Source organism: Nonomuraea diastatica (assembly GCF_004349015.1).
Classification (GTDB): domain Bacteria; phylum Actinomycetota; class Actinomycetes; order Streptosporangiales; family Streptosporangiaceae; genus Nonomuraea; species Nonomuraea diastatica.
In genome coordinates this window covers 1-4770 of the sequence record NZ_SMKP01000339.1, presented here as the reverse complement: position 1 = coordinate 4770, position 4770 = coordinate 1, and the positions used below count along the sequence as shown (strand labels likewise).

At 65.9% G+C, this 4770-nt stretch carries 5 protein-coding genes; 2 read left to right on the top strand and 3 right to left on the bottom strand.

The features are described from left to right. The first annotated feature begins 474 nt into the window (after positions 1-474). Positions 475-717, top strand: coding sequence for a cellulase family glycosylhydrolase (locus tag E1294_RS53945; RefSeq protein ID WP_165977968.1), 243 nt, complete (start codon positions 475-477; stop codon positions 715-717). Positions 718-926: 209 nt separating this feature from the next. Further along, complete coding sequence (locus tag E1294_RS56960) at positions 927-1154, top strand: carbohydrate-binding protein (RefSeq protein WP_246083874.1); 228 nt, start codon at positions 927-929, stop codon at positions 1152-1154. 164 nt (positions 1155-1318) lie between these two features. On the opposite strand, the gene E1294_RS51055 is transcribed toward E1294_RS56960, so the two are convergent. The 3 genes from E1294_RS51055 to E1294_RS51045 all read right to left on the bottom strand — a co-directional run. Then, the gene (locus E1294_RS51055) at positions 1319-2746 is read right to left on the bottom strand and encodes a family 43 glycosylhydrolase (RefSeq protein WP_132520312.1); all 1428 of its coding nucleotides are present in this window, start codon (positions 2744-2746) and stop codon (positions 1319-1321) included. Between the two features lie 14 nt (positions 2747-2760). Beyond that, entirely contained in the window at positions 2761-4248 is a 1488-nt protein-coding gene (locus tag E1294_RS51050; RefSeq protein WP_132520309.1) for a family 43 glycosylhydrolase, read from the bottom strand. A gap of 172 nt (positions 4249-4420) precedes the next feature. Beyond that, the coding region (locus E1294_RS51045) for a rhamnogalacturonan lyase family protein (protein WP_484213993.1) at positions 4421-4770 on the bottom strand (350 nt) is incomplete at its 5' end.

Genomic DNA, 4770 nt, shown 5'->3' with positions numbered 1-4770 from the left:
CCTGAACACCCGGCAATGGTCACCCGTCTCCGGCTACGCCATGCCCGGCCGGCCGCGCCACGGCACCGTCCTGCCGATCACCCAGGCCGAGTACGACCGGCTACTGCAACGCTGGGGCTAAGCCGCCCTGGGGCGGAGCCGCCAACCACTCGACACGCCGAGCCCACCCGTGTGATCATCCGTCAACGGCTCGAGCAGCTTGGCGGCGCGATCGCCGCTTGTTGCAATGAGATTTCCCGACTTCTAAAGTGTGCCTATCGCAGCATTTCCCCTGCTGTCGAAATGCCGTCGAAGCGCTTCGACTAGATGAGACCTAAGCAGGCAAGCCTTGCTAAGAACAGCACGTATTCGGTGTTGGCTTTCGCCGCGATCGTCGGCCCGATCCCGCGCCTGCCACTCCGGCCAACCACCCCCTCCATGCCGTGCATTGCGCAAAACTCACAAGCTCGATGAACCTGGGGACAGGAGGATTACATGGATCCGCAGCTGAAGAAGACGTACGACAGTTTCGTCGTCAGAGGATACCCGGTAGTCGTCGGTGAATACGGCTCGATCGACAAGTCATCCTTTGATTCGTCGAACAACAGGTACCGTGCGGACTTCGCGCGCACCATGGTGGCCACCGCCAAGAAGTACGGAGCAGCCACTATTTACTGGACAATGGCGTCAACGGTCAATACGGTTTTGGGCTGTTCAATCGAAGCACCAACGCGGTGACCAAGCAGGAATCATCAGCGCCACTATGAGCGCCATCGGCGGTCCTGGGGCGGCCACCCGCTACGAGGCGGAAGCTTCGCCGGCGGTGTGCACTGGCACCATCGACTCCAACTGGTCGGGCTACTCAGGTACCGGCTTCTGCAACGGCACCAACGCGGTGAGGGCCTACGCTCAGCACGGTCAACGCGAGCACGGCGGGCACCGCGACGCTGCGGGTCCGGTTCGCCAACGGTGTCGCGACCGCGCGGCCGGCCTCGCTGATCGTCAACGGCTCGACGGCGCAGACCCCGTCGTTCGAGGGCACCGGCGCGTGGACCACGTGGGTCACCAAGACCTTGACCGTCACGCTAAACGCGGGCGGCAACACCATCAGGTTCAAGCCCACGACGGCCAGCGGCCTGCCCAACATCGACCACCTCGACGTCACGACGCCCTAGAACCCGGCGGGAGAAGTGCATGCGGTGCAGCCGCATGCACTTCTCCCGCGAGGATGCATGCACATCACGCTGCCGCGCGTGTCCATTGCTGGTTCGTGCCGGTGGTCCCGCAGGGCCACTTGATGGCCTGCGGGACCGTCGGCCGTCGAGCTGGCGTGCACCGGCTACTCCAGGGAGAAGGTGGCGTCCGCGCGGTCGGTGGCGGTGCTCAACTGCTGCACGTAGAGCACGTAGTCGTAGTGGCGGAGGTAGCGGCCCGGGGCGCTCACCGACTCGAAGCTCACCGCGGCCGAGTCGGACTGGCCTGCCCGCCGGGTGAAGCTCGCGCTGTTCCCGAACCCCGTCGTGCCGTCGTTTCTGTCCAGCCAGATCTCGTAGTTTCGGTTCCGCAGGTAGTAGCCGGGGTTGCTGGTCGACTCCAGCGACACTGTGCCGCTCCCGGCCAGCCCGGTGACGATGCGGAACTGCGACTCGGCCAGGTTCGTCATGTCCGCGTCGATCCGCCCGCGGAACGAGACCTGGCGGATGAACCGGTCTGGGAAGTTGTACGACCTGAACCGGTACGGCGTCGCGCCGTCCGGCACCGGGATGCCGAAGTTCGGGGTGCCGTCGGCGTTCCAGTACAGCTTCTGGATTCGGGTGCGCCGGTTCGGGTCGTTCAGCGGATCGCCGCTGATATCCCTGTAGTTGCGGTCGTGGTAAACCAGGATGTCGCTCTGCCCGTCCTCGGAGACCGTGAACGAGTTGTGGCCCGGGCCGTACTGGCTCGTCGCGGCGTTGGACCTGAACACCGGCTGCTGCTTCTTGCTCCACGACGCCGGGTTCATCAGGTTGCTGGACGCCGACGCGGTCAGCATCCCCATGCAGTAGTTGCTGTCCGTGGCGCTGGCCGAGTAGGTCATGAACACCTTGCCGTTGCGGATGAGCACCGACGGGCCTTCGTTGACCTTGTAGCCGACCGTCTCCCACGACAGCGTCGGGACGCTCAGCCGTGCCGGAGTCCCGGAGATCGTCCATGGGTTGCTCATCGGCGCCAGGTACAGGTTGGTGTTGCCGCCGATCGCCGGGTCCTGCTGCGCCCAGGACAGGTAGCGGGTGCCGTTGTGCGTGAACGTGGTCGCGTCCAGCGAGAACGTGTCCAGGTGGGTGACGATGCGCCCCTTCTCGAGCCACGTGCCGGTGAACGGGTCGGCGCTGCTGTTCTCCAGCACCCACATCCGGATCCGCCAGACGTCGTTGCTGCGGCCCGCGGCGAAGTAGATGTACCACTTGCCGTTGATGAAGTGGATCTCCGGCGCCCAGATGTGGGCACCCATGTCACCGCTGGCGTGCTTGCGCCAGATCACCGACTCGCTCGCGCCGGCCAGCCCCTGCAGCGTCGTCGCCCGGCGCAGGATGATCCGGTCGTACTCCGGCACCGTGGCGGTGAGGTAGTAGTAGCCGTCGGTGTGCCGGACGATGTGCGGGTCGGCCCGCTGCGCGATCAGCGGGTTGGTGTACGTCACCGCCGGTGACGCCAACGCTGTGGATCCGTCCATCAGGCTTGCCGCCGCGCCCAGAGCGGGGAGCGCGAGGAAAGTACGTCTACGCATCGATAACTCCTCCCTTAGACGGGCTGCAGCTGCCACTGCTGGCAGTTGTTGTTCAGCCAGCTCCACTGGCGTACGTCGGCTCCGTCGGCAGTGCCGCAGCCGGCCACGTCGACAACCTTGCCGCTGCTGACGTTGACCAGCCGCACCCAGCCGTCCTGATCGGTTACGATCATGCGGAACTTCTGGCAGTTGTTGTTCAGCCACGACCACTGCTGAATGTTGGTGCCGTCGGCCGAGCCGCAGGCGTTGACGTCGAGCACCTTGCCGCTACGGACGTTGACCAGTCGGCTGGTGTCGTTGCCCAGATCCTCGATGCGCCACTGTTGGTTGGTGCCGCCGTTGCAGCTCCACTGGATGACGTCCGCACCGTCGGCGCTGGAGGCGCCGGACACGTCCAGGCATTTGCCGCTGTTGCGGTTGACGATCCGGTACGTCGACGGCGTGGCCGCGGTCTCGCCGGCCGGGCCGGCCAGCGTCACGCCGGCCGCCACCGGAGTGCCGAGGTTTGGCGTCCCGTTCGCGTTCCAGGTGAACTTCTGCGCCCGGGTGGTCCGCCCGTTGCCGCAGCCGCCGTTGGAGGCTGAGTTCGCGTGGTAGACGATCCAGTTCTCAGTGCCGTCCGGGGAGGTGAAGAAGCCGTTGTGTCCGGGCCCGTAGACCCTGTTGGCGTCGTTGCGCTGGAAGATCGGGTTGGCCGCCTTGGTCCAGGACGAGGCGGACAGCGGGTCGCCACCGTTGTAGGTGAGCATGCCCAGCTTGTAGTCGGCGGTCTGGCACGAGCTCGCCGAGAAGACGACGAAGGTCTGGCCGTTGCGCTGCAGCGCCACCGGTGCCTCGTTGACCGGCGAACCGGACCGCTCCCACGAGTTGGTCGGCTGCGAGATGATGCTGAACGTGCTGCTGGCGAGCGTGTACGGGCCGCTCATCGGCGCGATCACCAGGCTCTGCGCACTACCGTTGACGAAGCCGCTGCCGAGCAGGTAGAGCGAGCCGTTGAGCCGCAGCACGCTGGCGTCGATGAGCCAGCCGCCCGGGGTGAGGTTCGAGCCGGCGAGCCTGTTCTTGTACGTGTACGGGCCCATGGGGTCCGTGCCGGCGCTCTCCAGCACGTGGGTGCGCTGGGTGTCACAGCAAGGGGCGCCGACCTGGGCACCGGAGTAGTACAGGTACCACCGGTTGTTGATGAAGTGGATCTCGGGGGCCCAGAAGTTCGTCCCGCGCGATGACGTGCTGTCCTCCCAGACCTGCACGCTCGGCGCGGTGGCGAGCCCGGCCAGCGTCGGCGACTTGCGCATCAGCAGCTTGTTGGTGAACGTGGTCGTGATCAGGTAGTAGTTGCCGTTGTAGTACTCGAGCCAGGGATCGGCCCCCTTCTGAGACTTGATCGGATTGGCGTACGGAAGGCCCGGTGCGGCGGACACCGGCTGCGCGTCGCCGACGAACAGCGCCGTGCACAGCGCCGTCACCGCGGCAAGTAAGACCCGATAACTAGCACGGGACATGTCGGAGTCCTTTCGACAGCGGTCGTTCGGTCCTTGCACGGATACCTCTGTTTGTTAGCGTTAACAATCCGCCAGGTGGCCAGCGAGGCTCTCTCGGCTGAGGACAACTCGCCATCGGCACGGGTCACGGCCTGGCGGCCCGATGGATGCGGGCCGCCAGACCGCTGGCGGGTCAGCGGACGTAGATGTTGGGCTGCGGCGGGGTGCTCATGCCGTTGCCCAGGAAGAAGCTGGGGTGCGGCGGCTGGTTGTAGGCGGTGTTCTGCCAGGCGACGGCGACGCGGTACTGGGCGTCGTGCATCAGCGTGTAGATCCGCCGGTCGGTCTGAACCGGGGTGGCGTAGATGCGCAGCGCGGCGTTGTCGTCACGGGGCAGGATGATCTCCTCGCGCCAGTCGCCGAACAGGTCGCCGGACAGGGACGGGGTGGATTTGGTGCCGTTGATCGAGTGCGCGCCGGAGCCGGTGAACAGGCGCGTGTCGCCGCCGGTGCCGTACTTGTCGACGTAGTTGCCGTTCAGCA